The organism is Maribacter litopenaei (genome assembly GCF_025244665.1).
Taxonomy (GTDB): Bacteria; Bacteroidota; Bacteroidia; order Flavobacteriales; family Flavobacteriaceae; genus Maribacter; species Maribacter litopenaei.
Window position 1 is genome coordinate 2544324 of sequence record NZ_CP104205.1, and the last position, 25540, is coordinate 2569863.

Here is a 25540-nt window from a genome sequence, read left to right on the forward strand (position 1 = left end):
CTTAATAAATCAAAAAAAGAAAAATGTTATGGGAATAATTAAAGATAAAAGAAAATTCAAAAGAACTAAGGAACAGGAAAATCCTACAAATCCTACTGGTAATACGAAAATCGACATCAATAAATTTGATATCGACGAGAAGACAATAAAAGACCAGCAGAACAAGAAGTAATTGTCTAAATAATCATAATTAAAAAGCCCGGTTTAAACCGGGCTTTTATGTTGAGATACTAAGACGAATTCTATGCCGAATTCCTGCTTGCATTAATATTGCCGTATAATGAGCGAGTAACTATTTTCTCGTAAAGTTCTTTGTGCTCAGTACCTTGACTTATTTTTTGTAGGGCATATTGTTGAATGACCAATAGTGGCAGTACAATATCTTCCCTTATTTTTATGGATTCCCTTGAAATAGCCTCTTTTTCCATCAAGACTTCCATTCCTGACAATTGCAATAGCATCTTTTTGGAAAGCTCAAATTCTTTTAAAAGTATCTCCCGAGAAAGCCCCATACTCATCATCCTCTTTCATATAACTTGTTAGCTCAAAATAACACTTGGAAAGACTCATCATGCTGTTCATCATCAAGGCCTGAAAGAATGGAACTTCATCATACAGCTTTTTAGCCTCCTCAAACCGACCCTCGTCCTCTAACTTTTTAAGAGCGGTACCAATTCCAAAATATCCCGGGACATTTTGTTTAAGCTGGCTCCAAGATCCTACAAAAGAAATCGCCCGTAAATCAGAGAGCTCCAGTTTGGCCTTATTACCACGCTTACCTGGTCTACTGCCTATATTGGCTTTGGTGTAATACTTTAAAGTACTCATGTTTTCCAAATAGGGCATGAATTTTTCATGGTGCTTTAATGCATCATATTTTTCAAAACTTACCTCTGAAAGTTCTTCTATTAAAGCTCTAGACTCCTCAGAAATAGTAATTTCCTTACCTAAAATTGAATTTGAAAGCCCAGCAGTCAATAATTGTTCACTGTTATATATGAACTGTTCTTTAGTTCCATATGTACTGGTAATCGTTTGACCTTGGATTGTCAACTGAATTTCATTATTAGCTACTTTACTAGTTTGAGCGGCATAAAAACGGTGCGTCTTTCCTCCTCCCCTCGCTGGTGGTCCTCCCCTGCCATCAAAGAATATGGCATCTACTCCATTATTTTCACAAACCCCGGACAAGGACTCTTTGGTCTTTAAAATAGACCAATTTGCTTTTAGGTAACCACCATCTTTGGTGCCATCAGAAAAACCAAGCATAATGGTTTGCTTGTTACCCCTATTTTTAACATGATTCCTATACTCTTTTAAACCGAACAATCGCTGCATCGTGGCCTCTGAATTATCCATACCCGCCATGGTTTCAAATAACGGAACTATATCAAAGGTTATTTGCTTGTCCGCCCAACCACACCATCTAAATAATGCATAGACAAAAAGAATACTAAAAATATCCTCTGAATTACTTATAATATACCTATTACAGCCTTCTTCACCATTTTTATCCTGTATGGTTTTCAATTGCGAAATATTTGCAATGGTATCCTTAACAATATCCTCTGAAAAATCTTTAGGAGAAAGCTTCAAATTTTCATGTATTAGAATCCTAACCAACTCATCTTCGGCCAATTCATTCAAATCCTCTTTAATGAACCCTTTTTGTTTAAGAACCTCCGTCATCACTTTGGTATGCATGCTATGATCCTGACGGATATCTATCGTGGCAAAGTGGGTCTTAAAGATTTTTACCTTGTCTATAAACTTATCCAAGTCCTTTAAGTACAAGCTATTATATTTATCAATGAGTGCTTCCCGAATCTGAATTAACGGATTAATGATTTCGTCATACCCCACATCCTTAGAACTATCGAACATGGCTGTATATAGGTTAGAACGAAGTTCGTTCAATGGATCTTGCACGGCCTTAAAGGTCAATTTATGCTGTAACCGCTTTAGGTCGTTATAATAGCATTTCATTAGTGTTAAACGAAGCTCGTTCATAACATCCTTGGTAATATCGGCGGTTACGAAAGGATTTCCATCCCTATCTCCTCCTGGCCAAAACCCCAGTTTTACGATGTTATGGTTTTCGAACTGCTTGGAACCGGTACTACCTTTAATGTAGGAATAAAGGTCACCAATGGCGTCGTAGTACACATGCCTAAGCGTATAAATGATGTTCTTGGCCTCATCCAAAGGTGTTGGCTTCTTGGCATTTATCAACGAAGTCAGTCCCAACTGTTGCAGGGCCACATCAATTTCATCAATTCGATCCTCAAGAATTAAAGTCCTTAAATTGGTAATAATATCAAGAACTGAGGGCGTATAGAACTGTGTAGGATGTGCGGTCAACACAATTCTTGCACTAAAATTATCTAGCTTATCGCCAATTTGATCCCATGAGCCATTTCGTTCTACCAATTGAAAATAATCCCTTAATGATAAAGAACTAGAATGTCTATGTAACTTTGGGAAAGCGGCATCTTCCACACTATCATACAATACTACTTGCCTTTCCACATATTGGATTACGCGGAACATAAAGTCGATCTTTTCCTTTTCAGTCTCCAAACTACCGAACTTCTCAAAGAACATATCTAGAATTTCCTTTGGGTTCAATCCCTTCTTCAAACCTTTCTCCGATTGATCCATCAATAATGGAATCAACATTCCTACATTTTCTATATTACTGTATGGTAAGTTCAGAAATAGACTATTATAGACATTGAATTTATTTTCGACCGATTTTTTAAATTCCTCCAATCTTTCCGACTGCTGCATATATCAAATAATTTTTTCAATTAGTAACATTATTCCAACACCTTCACCCACCTATAAAGATCGATATTCTTTGGAAATGGTAGGCACGAATATGCTTAAATAACAAAATATATTTCCTTTACCACAAAAACAACAGTTTTGGCAACAATAATTAACTCAAGCTAAAAAACCTACCTAGTTTTATCATGTAATCAAGTAAATAATTTTTTCATTTTCATATAGTGTTCTCGTAAAAGAGTCCTGCAGAAAAAGCAGGGCTCTTTTTAGTTATATGGGATTTAGAAAAACTTTGCGTATTGCAAAACCCTATAATCTAGGGTATTAAAATTAGAGTTAGACGATTTCATTTTTTTATATTCCGGCAGACTTCCTACCGCCCTATTGGCAGCACCGGATGGCGCAATCAAGGATACTGTGGTAATTTCGTTTTTTGTGTTGGGGTGAACGAATTTATGTATCCTTGGGACCTCATTTGATTTTAAGGTCAATTGTAAACCATGTTCCTTCAAGTGCTTTCTAAAAAAATATTCAGGATCGTTTTTACTATTTCCACCGGTAAACAATAATGTTTTTATTGAAGGAAATTTTTCCAAATAAAAAAGCAGGTTTCTTAATCTGATGTTTTGCATGCCTAAATCTGAAGCATCTACTTTTTTCCGTTCAGCAGAGGCAACAATATCGCAAATTCCTATTTTATTCCTCCTCAAAAATTCCTTTCTTTGGATAACCGATTCCTCGCATGTTTCAAAAAGAAGTTCCAGTTTAAATATCTTATTTAAAATAGGCCATAATTGCCCATCCCTACTACCATAGCAAAAATTCACGTCACCTTCTTTTAATTCTCCGGTGGTGAATCTAGGGGGCGGTAGGGTACCAACAATCAATTTTGTGACTCCTTCAAAAAGAAATGGCTCATAAGGGTGGGTATGCAGGAACAACTTAAAGTGTTTTTGGAATAGGGTATCAAAACTATTGAAATCGGCGTTTAACTCCAATTTCGTAACTTTAAGATGTAAACAAAATAAGGTAAGTCAAGGTATTTGTGCTTAAAGACTATTTCAATGGACAGGCAAACTTGATAAAACTTAAATCTCGACTACCTAGTGTAATTGAAAGAGATATGGGAAAAGGTGATAAAAAAACAAAAAGAGGTAAAATAGCCAATAATTCTTATGGCGCTAGAAGGCCTAAAAAAATAAAACGAAAACCTACCGTAGAGGAAAAAATAAAAATTGGCAAGAAAAAATAGGGCTAATAATCTATCCTAAAGTTAAATTGAATTTGATTTTCATCATCAAGACCCAATTCATAAGTATAAAAACCTATTGGTAATGAATCTATAGCCAATACCCTTGGGGTGTAATTATATGTAGTAGAATCCGATATTATGGTCAAGCCCATTTCTTCAGGGGCAGATTCGAATTCATAATACTCAGAGAACCCACCTGAAGCGATATTTTCGTACACAGTATCTTTTTCTACAACCCTGACCTCATTGAAATTAAATTCGGTATCGTTTTTAATACGAATATTTACCATGTTCACATCATCATCCCTATCGGTACAGGATAATAGAACAGTTGAAAAAATTGCAAAAACAAGTATGACCTTTTTCATTCTTTTAAGGATAGGATAAGCTATACTAGCAGAACGAAAAGAAGGAAAATATATTATTACCGTATAAAGACTGGTTCGTTTTCTTTAAGTGTATGTTCCTGACTATATTGGTAATCATCCAAATCAAATCCCTTAATATCTTGTAAGCTTTTTGCGTTGTTATCTAAAATATATCGCACCATGGAGCCCCGAGCCTTTTTGGCAAAGAAGCTTATAACCTTTAGTTTATCGTTCTTCCAATCCTTAAAAACAGGCGTAATCACTGGAACCTTTAATTTCTTTTGGTCTATCACATTAAAATATTCATTGCTAGCGAGGTTAATGAACAGTTCACCTTCCTCCAATTCGCTATTTAAGTGTTCTGTTAACTGCTTCTTCCAAAATTCATAAAGGTTCTTTTTTCTTCCAATTTTTAAGGATGTACCCATTTCAAGTCTATAGGGTTGTATTAGATCCAAAGGTTTAAGAATTCCATAGAGTCCGGAAAGGATACGTAACGTATTTTGTAGGTCTTCAAGTTTTCCAGCTTCAATTGTGTAAGCATCCAACCCTTGGTATACATCCCCATTAAAAGCATATACAGCAGGTCCGGCATTATCACGTGTAAATGGAGTTTTGAAATTTTGATTTCGTTCCCAATTCAATTGGGCCGGATTATCTGAAATGGACATTAATTCTGAGAGAGCCTTTGGCTTTTTCTTGGCCAAAACCTTGTTCAACTTTTCAGCTTCCTCTAAGAAAATAGGTTGGGTAAATCTATCTGTGGGTAACTTACTTTCAAAATCCAAGGATTTTGCTGGTGATACTACAATTTTCATGTCTGTCGTTTAAATTTTGATGGTAAGCGGCATTTAATCAAAGTCAAAAATATATGTTTTTGGTGCTTTGAAAAACAGATGACAAAAAAGAGTTTTGATAGTCCTATTGACTTACTCTATATCTCCTTTTTTGGAATAGTTTCGCCACTTTTCTATACAGGCCTGCATATCCTCCGGAATTACAGAGTCGAATTTCATATGCTCCCCCGTTAAAGGATGTACAAAACCGAGTGTTTTTGCATGTAAAGCTTGTCTTGGCAGAACCTTAAAGGCATTTTCAACAAACTGCTTATATTTTGTAAAAGTGGTACCCTTTAGAATTTTGTCACCTCCATAGCGCTCATCATTAAATAGGGTGTGCCCGATAAATTTCATGTGTACCCTTATTTGGTGGGTTCTACCGGTCTCCAATTTGCAAGAAACCAAGGTTACATACCCCAATCGTTCCAATACCTTATAATGAGTGATTGCCTCCTTTCCATCGTCCCCTTCCGGAAAAACGTGCATTTGAAGACGGTTCTTAGGGTTTCTACCTATATTTCCGACTATAGTGCCTTCATCATCCTCCAAATTGCCCCACACCAAAGCAACATACTCACGCTCAGAAGTTTTATCGAAAAACTGTTTGGCCAAGTGGGTCATTGCAGTTTCAGTCTTGGCAATGACCAATAAGCCTGAAGTATCCTTATCTATTCTATGAACCAATCCCGGCCTCTCACTACTATTGGTTGGTAAATTTTCAAAATGATAAATTAATGCATTAATAAGAGTACCTGAATAATTACCATGCCCGGGATGAACAACCATACCTGCGGGCTTGTTCAGCACCAAAAGATTGTCATCCTCATAAATTATATCCAATGGGATATTTTCAGGAACCAATAAATATTCATGGGGAGGGTGTTCAAAAAGCACCTTTACTTCATCCCCTGCCTTTACCTTGTAATTACTTTTAACAATGGAATCGTTTACCCATACATGACCGTCTTTGGCCGCTTGTTGGATTTTGTTCCTAGTGGCGTTTTCAACAAAGTTCATCAAGAATTTATCGACTCTCAACGGATCCTGTCCTTTTGAGGCCACAAACCTATAGTGTTCAAAAAGATCGTCGTTATCCTCTTGTTCCGAAGTTGAAATAGAAGTCATAATTATTCAGAATCGTTCTGAATGACGGCCCCTCCCGGAACATTGCCATTACCACAAATCAATTCAATTTTAGAGGTTTTGGGAAGTTTGTCACCGGGCTTGATATCCTTTCCCTTGTATTTTATATAGTAAACCATGTCCTTGCCCAACTGGTCTATATATGTTACCCTTTGAACATCTAAACCGACTGCTTTCAACATCGAGGATGCGTTCCGCTTGGTTACCTGTATAATTTTTGGAACCGTTACTTTTTTATATCCGGATGGATTTACTGTAAAATATATTTTCCGATTGCTTTTAACTTTGGTCCCTGCAGTTGGATTTTGCTCGATAATTGAAAATCTAGGATAATCCGGGTTGTAATTAGCAGAATCGACCACCTCATAACGCAGACCTGAGTTCTCCACCTTTTGTCGCATTTCCATCACGGAAAGCTTCGAAAAGTCAGGAACTTCTACAAATTCACCGTGATTGGTAGTGCTGTTTAACCACCTGAATACCAAGAATATTAAAACAAGTAGAATGCCAAAGGCAAGCCCAATTTGTATTAGGAAAGATTTACTCTTTAAAAACCTTAAAAAATTTCTCATCTAATTTTTTGATTGCTACAAATATAGTAAATGCCGATTTACAAAAACGACGGATTTCTAATTGGCGAAATAGTATTTAAATCTATCAACAAGAATTCTCTTCTTTTTTCTTTTATGGTAATAATCCATCTTTGTAATAGAAACTTCTATTTTTAATTCATGAAGAAAAATATAGCGATCATAATGGGGGGCTATTCCAGCGAGTATGGGATTTCCTTGAAAAGTGGAAAAGTAGTATATGATTATTTGGACAAAGAAAAGTTCAACTGTTTTCCAATTCATATTTCTAAGTCCAAATGGGTGTTTGTTGACGAGAATGACAAAGAGACTCCTGTAAATAGACATGATTTTTCATTAGTAAAAAATGGTCAAAAGATAAATTTTGATTGCGTATTCAATGCTATTCATGGATCACCCGGTGAAAATGGACTTTTGCAGGCCTATTTTGAACTAATGAATATTCCACAGACTTCATGTGATTTTTATCAAGCAGCATTGACCTTCAACAAAAGGGATTTGTTGAGTGTATTAAAGCCTTATGGTATTAAGTGTGCTCCCTCATTCTATTTGAACAAGGGAGATGTAGTCAATGAAAAAGAAATTATAGAAAAAGTAAAACTCCCGTGCTTTGTGAAAGCTAACAAATCCGGTAGCAGTTATGGCATCTCCAAAGTGTATAAAAAAGAAGAATTGAAGAAGGCAATAGACCTGGCCTATATGGAGGATGATGAAATTATTATTGAAGGTTTCTTAGATGGTACGGAAGTATCTGTTGGTGTTATTACTTTTGAAGGGAAAACCAAAGTTTTGCCGATAACGGAAATTGTTTCGGAGAATGATTTTTTTGATTACGAAGCAAAATATGAAGGGAAGTCACAAGAAATTACCCCAGCAAGAATTTCAAAAAAACAGGAAGAGAATGTGACTAAATTGGCCAAGAAAATATATGAAATTCTTAAAATGAAGGGGTTTTCAAGGGGTGAATATATTTTTCTAGATAATGAGCCGTATCTTATTGAGATAAATGCAACACCAGGGTTAACAAAGGAAAGTATTTTACCTAAACAGGCTCTTCAAGCTGGAATAAGCCTTTCAGCACTATTTGAAAATGCCATAAGTGAGGTTCTAGTATAAAATGAGTATTTTTAAAGGGTTTTAATGAATGTAAATTTATGAGACGTGCCATTTTTCCAGGATCATTTGATCCACTAACCTTAGGCCATCATGATATTATCATGCGTGGCATTACCCTTTTTGACGAACTTATAATAGCTATTGGAAAAAACGCCGAAAAAAAATATATGTTCAGCCTAGATGAACGTATGTCTTTCATAAAGAAGGCATTCATCAATGAACCACAGATAAAGGTCTTGACCTATGAAGGTTTGACAGTCGATTTTTGTAAAAAAATCAATGCCAACTACATTTTACGAGGGCTTCGAAATCCTGCGGATTTTGAGTTTGAAAAGGCTATAGCACATACCAACCGAAAACTTTCTGAAATAGAAACTGTGTTTCTACTTACATCATCCGGCAAGTCATACATAAGTTCTTCTATTGTTAGGGACGTTATTAGAAATGGAGGAGACTACACAGGGTTAGTTCCGAATCGGTTAGGGTTTCACCTTAATCTTACATTTTTTAAGATGTAATATACATTTTCATTATTGGGGATTTCTCTATCTAACAATTTCTTATTTGTCAAATACCACAGTTTTCTATTAGTTCACAACAAAGTTTATCTTAACTTGTAGTCCTCTGATATATTTGTAAGAAATTACATATAATGCTTATAGATCCCCATATTCAATCTACTTCATATTTAGTAAAACAGCTGCCTACACTAACTGTTTTTATTGACCTTGAGTTTAAGATTATCCACGCCTCGGACAAATGGCTATTTACATTTGGCGAAAACAGCAATTCTATTTTCGGACAGAGCCTTTTTGAAGTGTTTCCAAACCTTAGTAAAAAATGGAAAACGATCATTACGGAATGTTTCAAAGGAAAATCTAACCCAATGGGGGTACAGAAATACAGAAATCTCCAACAGATTGAAAAATGGTATGAATGGTCCAACACCTGTTGGTACGATGAAAATGAAAACATCATAGGTGCCATCATCCAAATAAATGATATTACCGATGCCATTGAAAGCGAAATGGAACTTGAAAAGACCAAGGTGCAATTAAGGCAACAATCAGAAATATCAAAAACTGGCAGATGGGAATATGATATTTTAAATGATGAAATAATTTGGTGTGATATTACCAAGTTAATTCATGAAGTAAGCCAGGATTATGTACCCCGTTTGGACACCAGTATAGAATTCTATAAAGAAGGGTATAGTAGAAATGCCATTTCCATGGCAATTTTCGAGGCACAGGAAAAAGGGACACCTTGGAGCCTAAAACTCCAAATTATTACGGCAACAGGTAAAGAAAAATGGGTTTTGGCAGCTGGCAAGCCCCTTTATGAAAAGAAAAAACTTATTGGTTTTACCGGTACTTTTCAAGACATCGATGAGCAGGTCTTGCCAATATGGAAACAAAAAAGAATGAAAAGCTTCTTAGAACACTAATAGACAATCTGCCTTTAAATGTTTATGTAAAAGACATCAATTCTAAAAAGATCCTAGTTAATAAAGCTGAATGCGAATATCTAGGTGCAAAAAGCGAAGCTGAACTTACGGGAAAAGACAACTTTGACATTTACGATCACGCCACCGCAAGGAAATTTACGGAACAGGATATCAGCGTAATGACCACTTTAACATCGATTATTGGTGAGGAAGTACTATCTATCGATAAAAATGGTAGACAAACAACCTTTCTAACTTCAAAAATACCCTTGGTGGATGAACATGGAATCGCAAATGGACTTATTGGTATTAGTTTGGATATCACCAATATAAAACAAAATGAAAAAGAACTTAGAAACCTAATTGATGTTACCTCCTTACAAAATAAAAAACTGATCAATTTTGCTCATATAGTATCGCACAATCTTCGTTCGCACACGGCCAACTTTTCAATGCTATTGGACTTTTTACAGCACGAGGAAGATGAGGAAGAAAAGACTAAATTGTTGGAGATGCTAAATAGTGCTTCAGGGAATTTATTGGAAACCATAGAAAACCTAAACGAGGTTGTAGCTATCAATACCAATATTAATGTAGAAAAGAAGGTTGTAAATCTTTATGAAAAGATAAAAAGTGTAGAACAAAATTTAGAAAAGTTTGTAAATGAAAATGAGGCTGAAATAATAACCAATATTCCCGAAAATGAGACCTTAAAAGTAATTCCCCAATATCTAGATAGTATTTTGATAAATTTTATCACAAATGCTATAAAATATAAACATCCGGATAGAAAGTCTAAACTTAACATAAGCACGACTATAGAGGATGGTTACACCATTCTTAGTTTTCAAGATAATGGGTTGGGGATTGACTTAAAAAAATATGGGAACAAGCTTTTTGGAATGTATAAAACCTTTCATTCTCATGAAAATGCTAGAGGTATTGGCCTTTACATTACCAAAAATCAGGTTGAGGCCATGGGTGGTAAAATAGAAGTAGAAAGCAAAGTTGGAGTGGGTACCACTTTTAAGATTTATTTCAATGAAAAAAATTAAGTTTATAGGAATAGTAGATGACGACCCAATTACCGTTTTTGGCATTCGAAAAATGCTAAACCTTGTAGTGGAATGTGAGACTATAGAGGCCTATAAAAATGGTAAGATTGCATTTGATTCCCTAAGAAAGAAATATTTAGAGGATCAAGACATTCCGAGAAGTCATTTTTTTGGATATCAATATGCCCATAATGGATGGATGGCAATTTTTAGAAGAGTTCCTTAAACTTCCAATAAAGAAGAGAATCAGAATTAATATAGTGACCTCCTCCATAGATCCTTATGATAAAAAAAAGTGGGAGTTCTACAAGGATAAAACGCACCATCTTATCACTTTTAACAACAAGCCTATTAAAAGGCAAGAAATTGCCGAAATTACTCAAGTAGCTTAAACAGGAGGTATAGTGTTTTTGGCTACTTTTGCAACAAACGAATCATGATTTGGTTTTAGTTGATTGAGTTTATTGCAATGAAAAGGATTTATAGAGTATTTTTTTTAACCTTGTTTTTTCCGGCTTGCGAGAATAAGACTGAAGATGTCGAGCTAGATTTCCCTACAACTTTTGAAACTTCCGATGGCACTGAAACTGCTACTTATGATGAGGTTATTGATTTCTATTTGAAGTTAGCAAAGGAATTTCCCGAAATTAATATCCGGACCATGGGGATAACGGATAGTGATAGGCCGCTACATCCGGTAACCTACAATGCGGCTGGAGATTTTAATTTCAATAAAATCAATAAGGAAAAAACAGTTTTATTCATCAACAATGGAATACATCCAGGTGAGAGTGATGGAATTGACGCGACAATGCTACTGTTCAGAGACCTGGCCAGCGGCAAAGTAGTTGCTCCGGACAAAACGGTCGTAGTTACCATTCCTGTTTACAATATTGGAGGCTCCTTGAACAGAAATTCGACTTCGAGGGCAAATCAAAATGGGCCCAAAGCCTATGGTTTTCGTGGAAACGCCCTTAATTATGACCTTAACAGGGATTTCATTAAAACAGACTCCAAAAACGCCAGGACCATTGCCCGGATTTTCCATTTGGTGAAGCCTGATGTCTTCATTGATAATCATGTGAGTAACGGAGCGGACTACCAATACACCTTGACCCATTTATTTACCCAGCACAATAAACTTGGAGGAGATTTGGGAAGATATATCCATGAAACATTTATGCCTTCCTTGGAGGATTCCCTAGCCCGTTATAACTGGGATATTACACCGTATGTAAATGTTTTTAACAAACCGCCCGAAGTCGGTTTTGCGCAATTCATAGACCATCCAAGATACTCAACAGGATATACTACTCTTTGGAATACTTTGGGAATGATGGTGGAAACACATATGCTCAAGCCCTATCAAAAAAGAGTGGAAGGCACCTACGAATTAATGAAAAAGGTAATTGACCTTGCAGAAACGGATGGTTCTAAAATCAAAGAGTTAAGAATAAAATCCTTTAATGATTTTCAGGAAAAAGAATATTACCCCTTTGATTGGACAGTGGATAGCACAAAAGTTTCAAATATAGAATTCAAAGGTTTTCAGGCAGACACTATTATCAGTAAAATAACAGGTTTTGAAAGGTTAAAATACAATCGAGAAAAACCCTTCACTAAAAATGTAACCTACTACGATTACTATTATCCTAAAGACTCCATAAAAATTCCGAAGGCATATGTTATTAAAAAACAGTGGAAAAGGGTAGTGGATTTATTAAATCTTAATGGAATAGAGTTTGACATTTTTGAAAAGGATACTATTCAAAAGGTAGAATCCTATAAAATTGAGAGTTTTGAGACGTTAAATAGACCCTATGAAGGTCATTATTTGCATTACAACACCAAAGTTTTAGCTACCACAGCAAATGTAATGTTTGAGGCTGGAGATATAATTGTTCCCACAAATCAAAATGGAATTAGATATATATTGGAAACCTTGGAACCCTCTGCTGTGGATTCATTCTTTAACTGGAATTTTTTTGATACTATTTTACAACAAAAAGAAGGCTTTTCCCCTTATGTTTTTGAAGATACCGCACTAAAAATGCTTCAAAACGATTCCGTTTTGAGGTTAGAATTCGAAACCAAAAAGCAGAATGAAGTTTCATTTGCAGAGAATTGGTATGCCCAATTAGATTGGGTATTTAAACAATCTGAACTTTACGAAAAAGTCCATAATCAATATCCAATTTATAGAGTATTTGAAAATAATTAATTGACCTAATCTCCCTCGAACAGGATTTTTATATTTACATAGGAGTTTTGTAAAGCCTTTTGAATCTTTTTGGGACCTTTCCATTTCACCTTTACAATTCCCTCCTTTTTTTCGGGCTTGAGTTTACCCGAGTAATCGGTCTTCATTGCATACCAATGTACCTGTTTTAAGGTAGTAGTACCGTTATTTTTAAAAATGTGATACGATGTTCGTAAGAAATTTTCAACCCTAAGCCCTTTCACCCCGGTCTCCTCCATAACTTCCCTTACGGCACAGTCCTCAATGGATTCGCCCTTGTCCAGCTTACCTTTTGGCAAATCCCACTTATCGTTTCGGTATATGAATAAAACCTTGCCCTCAGAATTGGTGACAACACCTCCTGCAGCAACGACCAAAGGGATTTCTTGTGTAAATTTTTTAAGGATTTCCTCAGAATTGGGATGGTAAATATAGGCCTCCGCCAGCTTTTTTCTTTTTTAAGGCCTTTATAGCATTATTGATAGAATCTTGATTCAAAAGGAAATACTCGCCACCGGCCGTTTCGGAGAGTTTATTTGTTAAAATCAGAGGCAGTTCATTAACAAAAACTTTATACATTTGCTACATGGTTTTAAACAAAAACACGGCTAAAAAAACAGCTGAGCTTCTGCTGCAAATTAATGCAATTAAATTGAAACCCGAAAATCCTTTTACATGGGCCTCAGGTTGGAAATCCCCTATTTATTGTGATAATAGAATTTTACTTTCATACCCTATCATAAGAAACTTTATCAAGGAGGAAATGGCCAAACAAGTTGAGTCCCTATATGGCAAACCGGATGTTATTGCCGGAGTCGCCACAGGGGCGATCGGTATGGGAGCACTTGTGGCAGATACCCTTGGATTACCCTTTATTTATGTTAGGCCCGAACCCAAATCGCACGGTAGACAAAATCAAATTGAAGGCTACCTGGAGCGCAGTCAGACGGTTGTGGTTATTGAAGATTTAATAAGCACGGGTAAAAGCAGTTTAAATGCCGTCGATGCCTTAAAGGAACAAGGGGCAAATATTAAAGGGATGCTGGCCATTTTTACATATGGTTTTGAAACGGCAACAATCAATTTCAATGAAAAAAAGATAGATCTTCATACCTTAAGTAATTATGAATATTTAATCGAGCAAGCATCTGAAACCAACTATATTAAAGAAGAGCACCTGAATACATTAATGGAATGGCGCAAGAATCCATCCAAATGGTTACAATAAGTTATGTTTATAGAATCACCCAAATCAACCGTATCAAAAAATAAGGAAGAAACTTTCAAATTTTTGAACGACCTGTCCAATTTTGAAAAATTGATGCCGGAGAATATCGACAAGTTCGAAGTACTGAACGAAAACAGATTTTTATTTTCCCTAAAGGGAATGCCTGAAATAGTTACGGAAAAAAAGAACAGTTACCTTTCTCCAAACTTGTTATGGGCGCGGCCAGTGATAAATTACCTTTTACCTTAACGGCGGACATAAACGAAATCGAAGAAAATAAAAGTGAGGTGACACTGAGCTTTTCCGGTGAGTTCAATGCCATGATGGCCATGATGATCAAATCACCCATCACCAATTTTATGAACACTTTGTCCAGCAATTTGGAAAACATTTAATACAGCAAGGTAAGTTCCTTTATATCGAATACCTTTAAGGTATCGTCTTCGAGCTGAACCCTTAATTTTCCCTCGTTTTCTACCCCTTTAATAATACCATTGAAGCGAATCCCCTCTTTGGAAAGAAAAGTACTAGCAACCCCGATTCTGAAAAGGTTGGATTGGTATTCTTGATGAATTACCTCCGCGTCGCCACTTTCGACTAAGACCAATCCCGATTTTATACTTTCCAAAAGCTTGTTTAAAAGGTCCTCTAAATCATAGGTTATTCCTGTTTTATTCTTCAAAGAGGCAGCTTTGGGGTTACCAGGAAAAACGGTTTGATTCACATTCAATCCAATTCCAATAATTACCGATTTTAAGGATGCGCCTACAACGCTGTTTTCAATTAAAATACCGCAGATTTTAGACGAACCTGACATTATGTCGTTCGGCCACTTAACAGTAAGCCTTGAAACTTCCAAGGCTCTTAGGGTTTTGAAAACAGCTAATGAAACGGCCATGTTGAGCATAAAATGCTTGTTTAACTTAAATCCGAGATACTTTTTTCAACACACTGAAAGTGAGATTCTTACCAGCTTCCGTTTGCCATTTACCATCCATCTGACCCCTGCCCTTTGTCTGATTTTTAGCCCAAACAACCGTATAATCTTCAACGCTTCCGCTTTTAGCCAATTCCTTTAAAAAAGTATTGGTAGACTCCGTGGCATCAAGTTTGATTATTTGCATGAGTGATTACTTTGAGGCGTTCTTTAATCAATTGTTAAAAACTAAGCCTAAAAGAGCAAAAAAACAATAACTTTGTAAAAACTAAAATTTTTGAATGCAGAAAAGGAAAGCTAGTGCAGATGAGTTAATTGCATTGATTTTACAGGGAATAGAAGAAGTAAAAGGACAAAACATTAATTTACTTGATCTTAGGGAGATTGAAAATACAGTTTGTGACTACTTTATAATATGTAATGGTACTTCTAATACGCATGTAAATGCAATCGTAGGTTCTATCCAAAAAACGGTCAGTAAGGCAAGTAAGGACAAACCTTGGCATGTTGAAGGCACCGATAATGCAGAGTGGGTTCTAATGGACTATGTAAATGTAGTGGTCCATGTTTTCCAAAAGCACATCAGGGAATTTTACGATATTGAGGGCCTATGGGGTGATGCCAAATTCACCACTATAGAAAGTAGCGTTAATAATTAATAAAAAATAATGGCAAAAGAGAATAGTACGAGTCCCAAAAAACCAAAATTCAGTTCTTGGTGGATATATGGATTAGTAGCGGTGTTGCTTATTGGATTTCAATTATTCAGTAGTGATGACTTGGCAAGTACCAAGAAAACAACGACCTCTGAATTACAAGAATATCTAAGAAATGGTGATGTTAAGAAAATATTGATCATTACCAACACCAATCAGGCAAAAGTATTTCTTACCGATGAGGCGATGACCAAGGAAGTCCACAAGGACGTTTCAGAAAAATCCTTTTTGCCAACTTCGGGCAATGTCCCCCAATACACTTTGGATTATGGTGATCTTCAGATTTTCCAAAATGAAATAACAGAAATTAAAAAGGATAATAACCTTGATACCATAATCGAATTTGGAAAGGAATCTACGGCTATATTGGACTTTTTACTTTCATTATTACCCTTTGTCCTAATCATCGGTATTTGGATATACTTGATGAGAAGAATGTCAGGCGGTGGAAGCGGAGGTGCCGGAGGACAAATTTTCAATATTGGAAAATCGAAGGCAAAATTATTTGACGAGAAAACGGACACAAGGACTTCATTTAAAGATGTGGCTGGGTTAGAAGGTGCAAAAGAAGAAGTTGAAGAAATTGTAGAGTTCCTAAGAAATCCGGACAAATACACTTCTCTAGGAGGAAAGATTCCAAAAGGAGCATTACTGGTAGGACCTCCGGGTACAGGTAAAACACTTTTGGCTAAGGCGGTTGCCGGCGAGGCTAAAGTTCCTTTTTTCTCTCTTTCAGGTTCCGATTTTGTGGAAATGTTTGTAGGAGTAGGTGCATCTAGGGTAAGGGATTTATTTAAACAGGCCAAGGACAAATCCCCAGCAATCATTTTTATTGATGAAATAGACGCTATTGGTAGGGCCAGGGGTAAAAATAATTTCACAGGCTCCAATGATGAAAGGGAGAATACCCTGAACCAACTTCTTACTGAGATGGATGGTTTTGGAACCAACACCAATGTAATAGTTTTGGCCGCAACCAACCGTGCAGATGTTCTAGATAAGGCTTTGATGCGTGCTGGTAGATTTGATAGGCAAATTTATGTGGATCTTCCGAGATATCAGGGAAAGAAAGGAAATTTTTGAGGTACACTTAAGACCTATAAAAACAGCCGAAACATTGGATTTAGACTTCCTTGCCGGACAAACCCCTGGGTTCTCTGGTGCCGATATTGCAAATGTTTGTAATGAAGCAGCATTGATTGCTGCAAGAAAAGAGCAAAAGGCAGTTAACAGACAAGACTTTTTGGATGCCGTAGATAGAATAGTAGGTGGTCTAGAAAAGAAAAACAAAATCATAACTCCGGGTGAGAAAGAAACCATTGCCTACCATGAGGCAGGTCACGCCACCGTAAGTTGGATGCTTGAACATGCTGCTCCTTTGGTAAAGGTGACCATCGTCCCAAGGGGACAATCTTTAGGTGCTGCGTGGTATCTACCCGAAGAAAGGCTTATTGTAAGGCCGGACCAAATGTTGGATGAGATGTGCGCCACCATGGGAGGTAGGGCCGCTGAGAAAGTAATATTCGACAAGATTTCAACCGGTGCCCTTAGCGACTTGGAAAAAGTGACAAAACAGGCCAAGGCGATGGTAACTATTTATGGTTTAAACGATACTATAGGAAATCTGACCTACTATGATTCTTCAGGTCAGGATTCTTACGGATTCTCCAAACCTTATAGTGAAGAAACAGCCAAGAAAATTGACGAAGAAATTTCAAAAATCATAGAAGAGCAATATCAAAGAGCAATAAAGGTTTTAACCGAAAATAAGGATAAGCTCACAACATTGGCCAAAAGGCTATTGGAAAAAGAAGTTATCTTTAAAGAGGATTTGGAAAAAATCTTTGGTAAAAGGACTTTTGACAAAGATGTGAAGGAAGAGGAAAAGCAAAAACTGGAAGCCACTGAGTCCAAAAAAGATGCTGAAGAAGACGAGAAAGTAGCTGAAAAAGGCTAAATATGTACTTTGTTCGGCTTTATCGTAAGCACATAAAGAGTATTTTTGGTAGATTAATTTATAAATGGGGCTATTAGACATATTATTTGGTGGAGGAAAAAAGAAAATTTCCAAGGAAACTGCGGAAACACGCGGTGAACACATGCCGGATTTATCGCTCCCAGTAGATGAAAAATTTACTATCCATTTTAAAAAGAATGGTGGAAAATTTATCTATTGCATATCGGATAAAGAAGTTTTAAAAGCCATTTATAATATTATTGAGGAAAATGGATGGGAAGACCACCCGTTCTTTGCCCTGAACCCACAATTGGTCAAGAAATTTTCCAAAGAAAATATCTCATTTACCGAAAAAATAAAGGGGAGCGAAGTCTTTTTAACAACCTGTGAACATTTAATTGCTCAAAATGGCAGTATCCTAGTCTGCTCGAACCAGTTAATGGAAAAGAAGATAAATGAACTCCCCAGTAACGTTATAGTTTATGCTACAACAAGTCAATTGGTAGAATCCATCGGTGAGGGATTAAAAGCAATAAAGAAGAAATATGGCCCCTCTATTCCTGCAAATATTACCACATTAAAACATTTTAAAGCCACAGAAGAAAATTCAGACGACTTTCTAACATATGGAAGTAGTACTAAAAATCTTTATCTTTTATTGCTGGAAGATTTATAGTATGAAAGAGGTTTTAAGAAGGTCACTTACTGGAGCAGTGTATATAATCCTATTATTATCGGCTGTCTTTCTAAGTTCGGATGCCTTCGATTTTCTTTTTATGATATTTGGACTAGCCTGTCTTTATGAATACAAAAGACTCGTTAATCTTAAAGGGTATTATATTTTTTTGGCATATCTAAGTCTTTGGTGGGCCTATATCTATCTCATACATGACCAAATTCTTATAAATATTTTAATGTTCGTAACGATTTTCGTTGATGCATACTTGTTATTTTATCTCTTTTCGAGGAAACAAAAATCCTTTTCTCCATTTTTTAAGTTTTTAATCGGATTATTTTATATAGGTGGTGGATGTATATTTCTTACCATGATACCCTATAAAAATGATGCATTTGCCAAACTTTTAATAATGGGTATTTTTATACTTATATGGGTGAACGATTCATTCGCTTATATTGTTGGGAAAACTATGGGAAGAACAAAATTATTCCCAATAGTTTCTCCAAAAAAAACTGTGGAAGGAACCGTAGGGGGTTATATCTTTGCCTTGGGTGCAGCCTATATTATGGGAACGCAGGAACAAATTATTGGATCCATCCAATGGATGCTCCTAGCAAGTGTCATAGTTGTAATGGGAAGTTTAGGGGATTTAATAGAATCTAAACTTAAAAGATCTGCTGGTGTTAAGGACAGTGGTGCCATACTGCCAGGTCACGGTGGTATGCTGGACAGATTGGACAGTTTGGTTTTTGCCGCTCCTTTTGCATATCTAACTTTAAATATTTTCACCTATGTTTCATAGAGAAGGTCAGAAAATAATTCTAATAACATTTTTCATTACCGCAGTAGCTGTTCTACTTGCCCATTTCTATATCAATACTCCATGGATAAAATTGATTATTCAAATTACGTCACTTGTCATCCTTATTCTAATTCTTCAATTTTTTAGGAATCCGAAAAGAAGGGCCAACAAGACATTTGATGAAATTTTGGCTCCGGTTGATGGCAAAGTTGTTGTTATAGAAGAGGTTGAGGAAACGGAATATTTTAATGGGAAACGAAAGCAGATTTCCATTTTTATGTCACCGGTAAATGTACATGTAACGAGGTATCCGGCCAGTGGAAGGGTAAAATATTCAAAATATCATCCCGGCAAATATTTGGTTGCATGGCATCCAAAATCCAGTGAGGAAAATGAAAGGACAACAGTGGTAATAGGAACCCCAAAATTTGGGGATATCCTGTTCAGGCAAATCGCCGGAGCTATGGCACGCAGAATCGTAAATTACGCCGAAGTGGGTGAAAGTGTACAACAGGGAGACGACTCTGGTTTCATAAAGTTTGGTTCCCGGGTAGACGTCTTTCTGCCATTAAATTGCCAAATAAATGTTACCCTAGGGCAAAAAGTGAAAGGAGCAATAACATGTATTGCCTCTTATGTTAATCCAAATGAACAAGAAGAAGCTACATACTGATTTTCAAGAGGCTGTTGAATTTGTAAATACTTATGAATTTCCAATTCCTGCGGATATTTTACTTAAGCTCTATGCCTATTACAAAGTGGCCAATAAGAATTATAATAACCCAGGAAGTAAAACGCCTTTAATAAATGCTTTTAAGGCAAATGCCCTGATACAAGCTCAAAACATAAGCATTGAAGATGCCATGAAGGCTTATGTAGGGTTGGTCGATAAAGAATTACGGTCCAATTCCTAAATTTAATAACCCTAGTTATTCATATAGGTCGTCCAAATCTGCTTGGCATAAATCGGTAAACAATTCGCTTACTTTTGAACAGACATCAGTAAAAAACTTTCGCCCTTTTTCACTAGTGGCAAATTCCGGGTTACCAGTTCCGGTATCCTCGGTTATTTTGGATCATTCCCTCTCTGCCCATACACCCCCTTCAGAAAATGCCTTAATCTTAAATTTTTTATGATCACCCCTACCCCAGTTTTCCTTTGGCAGCACTAAATCCTCCCTAATGTAAAGCATAAGGCTTGTCTCCATTTCATCGGCATGGTCTCCTTCCTTTTCAAAATACCGATACTTGTCCAACATTTGCGGAAAGAAGCAAAAGCTGATGAACATCTTGGGGAACATCAATCCCAACTCACGTATCATCGGTTTAAAATCGTTACCACCATGACCATTGAATATCAATAGTTTATAAATTCCTTGATTACTTAACACGGTGATTATATCCTTTAATATGGCAAATTGGGTAGTTGGATTTAGATTGATATCCAAATAAATATCCTTTTGACCCGTATTAACCCCAAAAGGAATCGTTGGAAGTACAATTAACTTGCTCCCTTGCTCCCATGCAATTCTCGCCGATTCTGCCACCATGGCCTCCGCTTGGTAGTTATCAGTTGCATATGGTAAATGATAATTGTGTGCCTCGGTAGCACCCCAAGGCAACACGGCCAATTGAAACTGTTCATTCTTTAGGTGATTCCAATTGGTTTCGGCTAAAATATAAGGTCTGATCATGCCAATATTCTTTTCTTTTTAAAAAAATTTGAAAAATAAATACTTCCTGCAATTGTGGATAAAAAGTAAAGGAGTATCACTAATCTACCCATTGGAAAATAAGCGTTTAATCCGAACCAATCATCTGTCCATAGAATTAATATACATCCTATAATTCCTCTAAAAATCTCTATCCACACAGCATACGGGTCACCATCCATTAAAGATGTATATCCATAAATACCCAAAAAGACCAAACCTCCATACCATAATAATTCAGTCCCCGAAAGATTTCCAAAATTACCGAACATGAACAACAATAAAATTAATGACATAACCAATTGAAAAATTATGTAGCCGTTGAAAGCCCTGTTCGTTGGTGTCCTGTAACGTTCAAAACCGTATACATCCATAATTACATCCATTGGATATTTCTCTTTGACATCACGAGGTCTCCATCCAGTAGGCATAAACCAAATCCTAATTTTGTCCCAAAAATTTTTTGTTCGCCAAGCATCTAAGAATAATCTCCAAAGGTGTTGAAAGTTAATACGGATAGGATTCCATGTCTTAGCTGGTTTTAATATACCATATTGCGGTGCAACATGGGCCAATTCTTCTTGAAACGTCCCAAACATACGATCCCAAATGCAAAAAATCTGCCCTAAATTCTTGTCTATATACTCAGGGTTTATGGCATGGTGAACCCTATGTTGAGAAGGGGTTACAATGATATATTCCAACCAACCCATTTTCCCAATATGCTGTGTATGGTACCGAATTGGGCAAATAATTGAATTGGAGCCAGTATTGCAATAACCATGTTTGGGACACCTAAGAGCGCCGCCGGAAGTAAAAGAAATGGGAAATACCCCAATACATTGGAAACGGATTGCCTTAAAGCACAGGCAAGATTGAAATTTTCGCTGCTATGATGAATAACATGTTGGTTCCGGAAAAAATTAACCTTGTGACTTAACCTATGGTTCCAATAGCCGGCGAAATCAATGGCTATAAAACCAATCACCCAGGTTAGCCAAGTAGGTTCAATGCTCGTTAGGGCCAAATGTTCCAACAAAAATGGGTAGGAAATTAGAACTAACACTATCCCAAGGGAGTCCTTAATAATATTCGTTAGCCCGTAACTTATACTGGAAACCGTATCCAAGACCGTATACTTTTGGTCCTTCACAAAATAACCGTAGGCCATTTCTATAACCAAGAGTAAAATAAAAAAAGGTATGGCGTACAGTAAAGCGTTAGCGTAGGTCTCCAAAACTATCTATTTGACATTTAAAAGATACAAACTCCTGTTTTAAATCCGATAGACAAACTATCTTTAAGGTTCATATCGAAGTATATATCCTTTACTGTGAACATTCTCAATCTTAATATTCGGATCTCTTTCCAAAAACTTTCTAAGACGAGTTATGAAAACGTTTAAACTTTTCTTGTTAAAGTAGTCATTTTTGCCCCAAATCTTAATTAAGATATCCTTATGAGGACACAATAGGTTCATTTTTTCTACCAAATATTTCAATAGTTCACTTTCCTTAACAGTAAGATTGATTTTTTGGTCATCGAAAATCAATTCTTGATTTAAGGAATTAAAACGGTACTTACCAATTATAAAGGCGTCCACTTCCTGCTTTTTATTGACAGGAATTTCCAATCTTGACAAAAGGTTTTCAATTCTTATGACCAATTCCTCTTCATCAATAGGTTTTTTTAGATAATCTACTGCACCCAGGTAAAAACCTTTGAGTACATCTACTTTTAAAGATTTTGCCGTTAAAAAAATAAAAGGTAGGTCGGGATAGTCCTTATTAATCTTTTCTGCCAAAGTAAATCCATCCATTTCGGGCATCATTACGTCCAAAACGGCCAAATCAAATTTAGATTGATCCAACTTCACTATTGCATCCTTTCCATGTTTTGCCCATGATACACTAAAACCTTTCATTTGTAAATATTCCGAAAGCAAATAACCAACGGCCTCATCATCCTCTACTAATAATATCTTTTTTCTATTTTCCATCATTTCAAAATTGGAATTGACAAAATCACTCTTGTTCCCTTCATCTCCTCACTCTCAATAAACACCTTACCCCCGTGCTTTTTGATAACTTTTTTTACATAACTAAGACCAAGACCGTATCCCTTTACATTATGCAAATCCCCATCTACCACTCTGTAAAACTTTCTAAACACTCTTTGAGTATCATCTTTAGAAATACCTATACCATTATCGATTACTTCAATATATAGAGAGGAACTATCCTTAAAGGCTTTTAAATGTATTTTAGGGTCATTAGAATATTTCTTGGCATTGTCTAATATATTATTTATTGCATTTTCTAAATGAAAGACTTCCGCCTTAACTAAATATTCATTCCCTTTTAATTCATATTGAAAATCGCCCTTTTCAATGGAAACCAAGGTATTAAATTCGGAACAAAGTGCCTCTAAATTGGGTTTGAAATCTACCTCTGTCAAGGTAATGACACTTTTACCGGATTCGAGACTTGCTAACTCAAGTACCTTTTCAATATGAGCGGATAAACGGTTCACTTGTTGCCTGATTATTCCCAAAACCGGTTTTTGCTTTTCATTCGCTGATTCATCTAAAATCTTGGTAGCCAATCCAATGGAAAATACAGGAGTCTTTAATTCATGTGTGAGATTATTAATGAATTCATTGGTGGTAGTGATAACATTGCTCTGCCAATAGTAGGTACGCAGTACCCAAAAAATTGTAACACAAATACCTATTAGAAATAAAATACTTGGAAATGTAAGCCCGTTTAACTTTGCCAAAAAATAATTGTGAAGGTTTTCAAATTGAAGATCCAAAACAACTGGGCTGTCCAATAAATCGGAAAATATCCGTCCAATTCTATGGGATAAGATTCAATATTGTCGCTATTTTCAAACCTCTTGGATGAATTTAAAACATAACTACTGTCTTTAGTAAATAATGTATAGGCAAAGTCTGATTCTATCCCCTGATTCATTAGTTGTTCGCCCACAAAATCCTCGAGAAACATATTCGCAACATTCTGCAAACTATCTACGCTTACCTTAAAGTAAGAGGTGTCTTTTCGAATGCCCTCACCTACAAGATAGCTCAATTTATTCTCATCCCTCAAGCCTTGCTGAACAATACTACCCACCCTTTCAATTCTTACACCAAATTGAACCTTCGCCAAGTTCAGGCCAATCCGCAAGTATTGATATTGAACAATTGTCAAACCAACTATAGATATTAGAAACAACCCTATGTAGATATATCTCCTATTCAAAACTTTTACGAATTAACCCAAATAAATATGTTTATTAATGAATTTTAATATTCTCTTAAGCCCATTTACCTTTTGTTAAACCTCTTTACCCTATGCTTAAATCAAATGGGTTACCAATTCCTCTAAGTTTGTAATGTTAATAAATTAATCTTGAGTTTAGTTAATGTTTCATAACATAATGTTGTAAAAGCCAACTCATTGTAGCGGGGGTTGGCTTTTTTTCCCACTACGCTTTCCTAACAACCAACTAAAATAATTTCAACCATGTTTAAAAACTTTCATGTACTACTCTTACTCTTTTTATTCTGTTCATTACCTCAACTAAATGCTCAAGGATGTGTGGCTATTCGACATTTTTCATCATGCGTTGGTAATAGTCTAGAGAATAATTTATTAGGCACAGGTGACTTACAAGTAGGAGTGAATTATCGTTATTTCAAATCGTTTAGACATTTTAGAGGTACGGAAGAAGAACCTGATAGATTGGCCAATAATACGGAAGTTATTAACCATTCGCATGCATGGGACTTCTTTGCCACTTATGGAATCAGTGAAAGGGTATACACAAGTATTACAATACCAACTGTAATCAACACAAGATCCTCCCTTTATGAACATGGTAGAAATGAAAGAAATGTTACTTTTTCCGGAGGACTTGCAGATATTAGGTTTGGATTTGGCTATTGGTTATTTGATATGGAAAAATCCCCCAATGGGAATCTTGCGTTAGGGCTTGGCGTAAAATTACCTACGGGAAACTATAATGCTTCGGATATTTTTTATAATGTGGGATCTAACGGAGAACCACAAACGAGACCCGTTGATCAATCCATTCAACCTGGAGATGGAGGATTTGGAGTTACGGTGGACTTCCAATTTTATCAAAAAATAGCCACTGATTTCTTTAGTTATGCCAGCGGATTTTACCTAATTAATCCTAGAGAAACCAATGGGGTTAGAACTTTCAGGGAAACCCTTAGTCCAATCTTGGAAAACGAAGCTATCATGGCGGTTCCAGATCAATATTCGTTTAGAGGTGGTGTAAGCTACAGCATATCCCCAACAATTTCCAGCTCACTTGGAGCAAGGTATGACTGCGTTCCAGTTAAGGATCTGATTGGCGGAAACGAAGGATTTAGAAGGCCAGGAAATGTATTGTCCATTGATCCTGGACTAAGTTATATGAAAAATAATTTTTCTATCAATCTGAATGTACCATTTGCTGTTCGAAGGGAACGTCCTCAAAGTATTACGGACCTTCAAACCGAAGAACTTACAGGAAACCCAAGAAATGGCGATGCGGCCTTCTCAGATTATGTTCTAAATCTTGGTGTATCCTATCGCTTTTCGAACGACAAAGTAAAACTTTCACCGGAGCTAGAAGACACCTTTAAATAATTTCATTAATTA

The 25540-nt window shown here is 36.2% G+C and carries 28 protein-coding genes and 4 pseudogenes; 17 read left to right on the forward strand and 15 right to left on the reverse strand.

Features of this window, described 5'->3' with window-relative positions:
* Positions 1–28 precede the first annotated feature (28 nt).
* Positions 29–172 carry a hypothetical protein gene (locus NYZ99_RS13760; RefSeq protein WP_260571730.1) on the forward strand — a complete coding sequence of 48 codons (144 nt, stop codon included), beginning with the start codon at positions 29–31 and terminating at the stop codon, positions 170–172.
* A gap of 70 nt (positions 173–242) precedes the next feature.
* Here NYZ99_RS13760 and NYZ99_RS13765 read toward each other — a convergent pair.
* Positions 243–2790, reverse strand: a pseudogene (locus tag NYZ99_RS13765) (phosphoenolpyruvate carboxylase).
* Between the two features lie 278 nt (positions 2791–3068).
* Entirely contained in the window at positions 3069–3728 is a 660-nt protein-coding gene (locus NYZ99_RS13770; protein ID WP_260575247.1) for a uracil-DNA glycosylase family protein, read from the reverse strand.
* 182 nt (positions 3729–3910) lie between these two features.
* On the opposite strand from NYZ99_RS13770, the gene NYZ99_RS13775 reads away from it, so the two are divergent.
* A complete protein-coding gene (locus NYZ99_RS13775) occupies positions 3911–4039 on the forward strand; it encodes a 30S ribosomal protein THX (protein WP_260575248.1) in 129 nt (42 codons plus the stop codon).
* Positions 4040–4041: 2 nt separating this feature from the next.
* Here NYZ99_RS13775 and NYZ99_RS13780 read toward each other — a convergent pair whose 3' ends face one another.
* From NYZ99_RS13780 to NYZ99_RS13795, 4 genes are all read right to left on the reverse strand, one after another.
* A complete protein-coding gene (locus NYZ99_RS13780; protein ID WP_260571731.1) occupies positions 4042–4407 on the reverse strand; it encodes a hypothetical protein in 366 nt (121 codons plus the stop codon).
* Between the two features lie 56 nt (positions 4408–4463).
* Positions 4464–5225, reverse strand: a complete 762-nt coding sequence (gene yaaA / locus NYZ99_RS13785; protein WP_260571734.1) for a peroxide stress protein YaaA — start codon at positions 5223–5225, stop codon at positions 4464–4466.
* Positions 5226–5336: 111 nt separating this feature from the next.
* On the reverse strand, positions 5337–6371 hold the full coding sequence (locus tag NYZ99_RS13790) for an RluA family pseudouridine synthase (RefSeq protein ID WP_260571735.1): 1035 nt from the start codon (positions 6369–6371) through the stop codon (positions 5337–5339).
* 2 nt (positions 6372–6373) lie between these two features.
* Positions 6374–6961 carry a PASTA domain-containing protein gene (locus NYZ99_RS13795; protein WP_260571736.1) on the reverse strand — a complete coding sequence of 196 codons (588 nt, stop codon included), beginning with the start codon at positions 6959–6961 and terminating at the stop codon, positions 6374–6376.
* 159 nt (positions 6962–7120) lie between these two features.
* Between NYZ99_RS13795 and NYZ99_RS13800 the strand changes: the two genes are divergently transcribed.
* The 6 genes from NYZ99_RS13800 to NYZ99_RS13825 all read left to right on the forward strand — a co-directional run bounded on the left by NYZ99_RS13800 (position 7121) and on the right by NYZ99_RS13825 (position 12818).
* On the forward strand, positions 7121–8095 hold the full coding sequence (locus NYZ99_RS13800) for a D-alanine--D-alanine ligase (RefSeq protein ID WP_260571737.1): 975 nt from the start codon (positions 7121–7123) through the stop codon (positions 8093–8095).
* Between the two features lie 38 nt (positions 8096–8133).
* Positions 8134–8613 carry a pantetheine-phosphate adenylyltransferase gene (gene coaD / locus NYZ99_RS13805; RefSeq protein WP_260571739.1) on the forward strand — a complete coding sequence of 160 codons (480 nt, stop codon included), beginning with the start codon at positions 8134–8136 and terminating at the stop codon, positions 8611–8613.
* A 134-nt stretch (positions 8614–8747) separates the two neighbouring features.
* The gene (locus NYZ99_RS13810; protein ID WP_260571740.1) at positions 8748–9542 is read left to right on the forward strand and encodes a PAS domain-containing protein; all 795 of its coding nucleotides are present in this window, start codon (positions 8748–8750) and stop codon (positions 9540–9542) included.
* Complete coding sequence (locus NYZ99_RS13815) at positions 9503–10597, forward strand: sensor histidine kinase (protein WP_260571742.1); 1095 nt, start codon at positions 9503–9505, stop codon at positions 10595–10597. The genes NYZ99_RS13810 and NYZ99_RS13815 overlap by 40 nt, the downstream gene beginning before the upstream one ends.
* Positions 10584–10823, forward strand: coding sequence for a response regulator (locus NYZ99_RS13820; protein WP_260571743.1), 240 nt, complete (start codon positions 10584–10586; stop codon positions 10821–10823). The genes NYZ99_RS13815 and NYZ99_RS13820 overlap by 14 nt, the downstream gene beginning before the upstream one ends.
* Before the next feature lie 243 nt (positions 10824–11066).
* Positions 11067–12818 carry a M14 family metallopeptidase gene (locus tag NYZ99_RS13825; protein WP_260571746.1) on the forward strand — a complete coding sequence of 584 codons (1752 nt, stop codon included), beginning with the start codon at positions 11067–11069 and terminating at the stop codon, positions 12816–12818.
* 5 nt (positions 12819–12823) lie between these two features.
* Here the strand turns inward: NYZ99_RS13825 and NYZ99_RS13830 are convergent.
* Positions 12824–13415: pseudogene (locus NYZ99_RS13830) on the reverse strand (NUDIX hydrolase).
* Between the two features lie 7 nt (positions 13416–13422).
* On the opposite strand from NYZ99_RS13830, the gene pyrE reads away from it, so the two are divergent.
* A complete protein-coding gene (gene pyrE, locus NYZ99_RS13835) occupies positions 13423–14064 on the forward strand; it encodes an orotate phosphoribosyltransferase (protein ID WP_260571749.1) in 642 nt (213 codons plus the stop codon).
* A gap of 3 nt (positions 14065–14067) precedes the next feature.
* Positions 14068–14459 (forward strand): annotated as a pseudogene (locus NYZ99_RS13840) (SRPBCC family protein).
* Here NYZ99_RS13840 and NYZ99_RS13845 read toward each other — a convergent pair.
* Both NYZ99_RS13845 and NYZ99_RS13850 read right to left on the reverse strand, forming a co-directional pair.
* Complete coding sequence (locus NYZ99_RS13845; protein ID WP_260571751.1) at positions 14456–14971, reverse strand: biotin--[acetyl-CoA-carboxylase] ligase; 516 nt, start codon at positions 14969–14971, stop codon at positions 14456–14458. The pseudogene NYZ99_RS13840 and the gene NYZ99_RS13845 overlap by 4 nt on opposite strands.
* 16 nt (positions 14972–14987) lie before the next feature.
* A complete protein-coding gene (locus NYZ99_RS13850; RefSeq protein ID WP_260571752.1) occupies positions 14988–15188 on the reverse strand; it encodes a hypothetical protein in 201 nt (66 codons plus the stop codon).
* Positions 15189–15282: 94 nt separating this feature from the next.
* Here NYZ99_RS13850 and rsfS point away from each other — a divergent pair, with 94 nt between their 5' ends.
* The 6 genes and pseudogenes from rsfS (at position 15283) to NYZ99_RS13880 (ending at position 20069) form a co-directional block, all read left to right on the forward strand.
* A complete protein-coding gene (gene rsfS, locus NYZ99_RS13855) occupies positions 15283–15660 on the forward strand; it encodes a ribosome silencing factor (protein WP_260571755.1) in 378 nt (125 codons plus the stop codon).
* 9 nt (positions 15661–15669) lie between these two features.
* Positions 15670–17674, forward strand: a pseudogene (ftsH, locus tag NYZ99_RS13860) (ATP-dependent zinc metalloprotease FtsH).
* A gap of 64 nt (positions 17675–17738) precedes the next feature.
* Positions 17739–18350, forward strand: coding sequence for a lactate utilization protein (locus NYZ99_RS13865; RefSeq protein WP_260571758.1), 612 nt, complete (start codon positions 17739–17741; stop codon positions 18348–18350).
* Between the two features lies 1 nt (position 18351).
* Positions 18352–19155 (forward strand): phosphatidate cytidylyltransferase, encoded by an 804-nt coding sequence (locus NYZ99_RS13870; protein WP_260571759.1) that lies wholly within the window; start codon positions 18352–18354, stop codon positions 19153–19155.
* Positions 19145–19828, forward strand: coding sequence for a phosphatidylserine decarboxylase family protein (locus tag NYZ99_RS13875; protein ID WP_260571760.1), 684 nt, complete (start codon positions 19145–19147; stop codon positions 19826–19828). Before NYZ99_RS13870 ends, NYZ99_RS13875 begins: the two co-directional genes overlap by 11 nt.
* Positions 19803–20069: an acyl-CoA-binding protein gene (locus NYZ99_RS13880; RefSeq protein WP_260571762.1), complete on the forward strand. Its 267-nt coding sequence runs from the start codon at positions 19803–19805 to the stop codon at positions 20067–20069. Before NYZ99_RS13875 ends, NYZ99_RS13880 begins: the two co-directional genes overlap by 26 nt.
* 162 nt (positions 20070–20231) lie before the next feature.
* Here the strand turns inward: NYZ99_RS13880 and NYZ99_RS13885 are convergent, their stop codons facing one another.
* The 6 genes from NYZ99_RS13885 to NYZ99_RS13905 form a co-directional block, all read right to left on the reverse strand.
* Positions 20232–20849 (reverse strand): creatininase family protein, encoded by a 618-nt coding sequence (locus tag NYZ99_RS13885; protein ID WP_260571763.1) that lies wholly within the window; start codon positions 20847–20849, stop codon positions 20232–20234.
* Positions 20846–21571: a sterol desaturase family protein gene (locus tag NYZ99_RS22040; protein ID WP_338039023.1), complete on the reverse strand. Its 726-nt coding sequence runs from the start codon at positions 21569–21571 to the stop codon at positions 20846–20848. Before NYZ99_RS22040 ends, NYZ99_RS13885 begins: the two co-directional genes overlap by 4 nt.
* Complete coding sequence (locus NYZ99_RS22045) at positions 21553–22104, reverse strand: sterol desaturase family protein (RefSeq protein WP_338039024.1); 552 nt, start codon at positions 22102–22104, stop codon at positions 21553–21555. The genes NYZ99_RS22040 and NYZ99_RS22045 overlap by 19 nt, the downstream gene beginning before the upstream one ends.
* A 63-nt stretch (positions 22105–22167) precedes the next feature.
* Positions 22168–22869 carry a response regulator transcription factor gene (locus NYZ99_RS13895; RefSeq protein ID WP_260571764.1) on the reverse strand — a complete coding sequence of 234 codons (702 nt, stop codon included), beginning with the start codon at positions 22867–22869 and terminating at the stop codon, positions 22168–22170.
* Entirely contained in the window at positions 22866–23645 is a 780-nt protein-coding gene (locus tag NYZ99_RS13900) for a sensor histidine kinase (protein WP_260571766.1), read from the reverse strand. The genes NYZ99_RS13895 and NYZ99_RS13900 overlap by 4 nt, the downstream gene beginning before the upstream one ends.
* Positions 23633–24055 carry a hypothetical protein gene (locus NYZ99_RS13905; protein ID WP_260571768.1) on the reverse strand — a complete coding sequence of 141 codons (423 nt, stop codon included), beginning with the start codon at positions 24053–24055 and terminating at the stop codon, positions 23633–23635. The genes NYZ99_RS13900 and NYZ99_RS13905 overlap by 13 nt, the downstream gene beginning before the upstream one ends.
* A gap of 414 nt (positions 24056–24469) precedes the next feature.
* On the opposite strand from NYZ99_RS13905, the gene NYZ99_RS13910 reads away from it, so the two are divergent.
* Positions 24470–25528, forward strand: a complete 1059-nt coding sequence (locus NYZ99_RS13910; protein WP_260571770.1) for a transporter — start codon at positions 24470–24472, stop codon at positions 25526–25528.
* Positions 25529–25540: the final 12 nt, after the last annotated feature.